The sequence below is a fragment of the Halomicronema sp. CCY15110 genome (assembly GCF_016888165.1).
Taxonomy (GTDB): Bacteria; Cyanobacteriota; Cyanobacteriia; order Phormidesmidales; family Phormidesmidaceae; genus Halomicronema.
The window spans coordinates 1-896 of record NZ_JACSWC010000407.1; the positions used below are offsets into that span (position 1 = coordinate 1).

General features: G+C 42.2%; 1 protein-coding gene. It reads left to right on the plus strand.

Annotated features, from left to right (window positions below; all coding sequences use genetic code 11):
* The first annotated feature begins 117 nt into the window (after positions 1 to 117).
* Positions 118 to 873, plus strand: coding sequence for a hypothetical protein (locus JUK32_RS21050; protein ID WP_204140838.1), 756 nt, complete (start codon positions 118 to 120; stop codon positions 871 to 873).
* The last annotated feature ends 23 nt before the right edge of the window (positions 874 to 896 follow it).

Consider the following 896-nt stretch of genomic DNA (forward strand, 5'->3'; position numbering starts at 1 on the left):
GGACCAGGCATTCGACGTCAGCCTCTAAAACTCACTCCTTAAGGGTATATGCATTTCCGCTATGCGGTACTAGACTATCCATATCTGAACAAGTAGCTATAAGCAACTGGAGCAACAATGAGTCAGTACAGGCATAAGACTTTTGCAGCTTTTTCAGAGATTGATAGCTCAAGCGTGCTCGAAAATCAGAAGGTTCAAGCTCTTAAGGCAATAAATCACCAAGCTGATGACTACATTCTAAATGTAAACAAGGCAGAGTACATTGAGCATCTAGTTTTTGAGTATTCTATTCAACCGTTATTGATTCACGCTGATCAACTTTCAGTGTCTGTCGAAGAACGGATGATTCCTGCCGAATTGTATCCCAGTGCTTTCTGGGTAGAACGTGGTAAGTCTTACCCAAAGGACGTGTACATATTCCACTTGCCGTTTTCCGGAGATACTCAACTCCTCAGAATACGTGCAAGCTCTTTCAGCATGTCATCTCCACACATTATGATTTCAGATCAGGAGATTCAGTTTGAAATCATTAACTTCAATAAAGAAGCAGAAGCGATCAAAAGCGAAGCCAATAGAGTTGTCGATCAATTAACTTCTCAAAATCAACGCCTGACGAATGATCTGGAGAAATTTAATTGCTCTCTAAAGTCTCAAATGAGCCAAGCATTCGATTCCCGAAAGCAGCAATTGCTCAAAAAGCACGACTTTATATCTGCCTTGGGTGTTCCCGTGAGAAAGGCAAAAAACACACCTTCTACGTTTTCAATTCCGACTGAGCGAACCCCAGTGATACCTAACAAGCCAAAACCTAAGGTTGCGACCTCACTGGTGCAGAAAAGTTTTGGGAGCAAAGTATCGGTAGTCTCATCGTGAGAAAGTCGTCACTTTCGAGAACT

What these genes read in the sequence shown, in the direction of transcription:
- JUK32_RS21050 (WP_204140838.1), top strand. Translation starts at nt 118, where the DNA reads ATGAGTCAGTACAGGCATAAGACTTTTGCAGCTTTTTCAGAGATTGAT.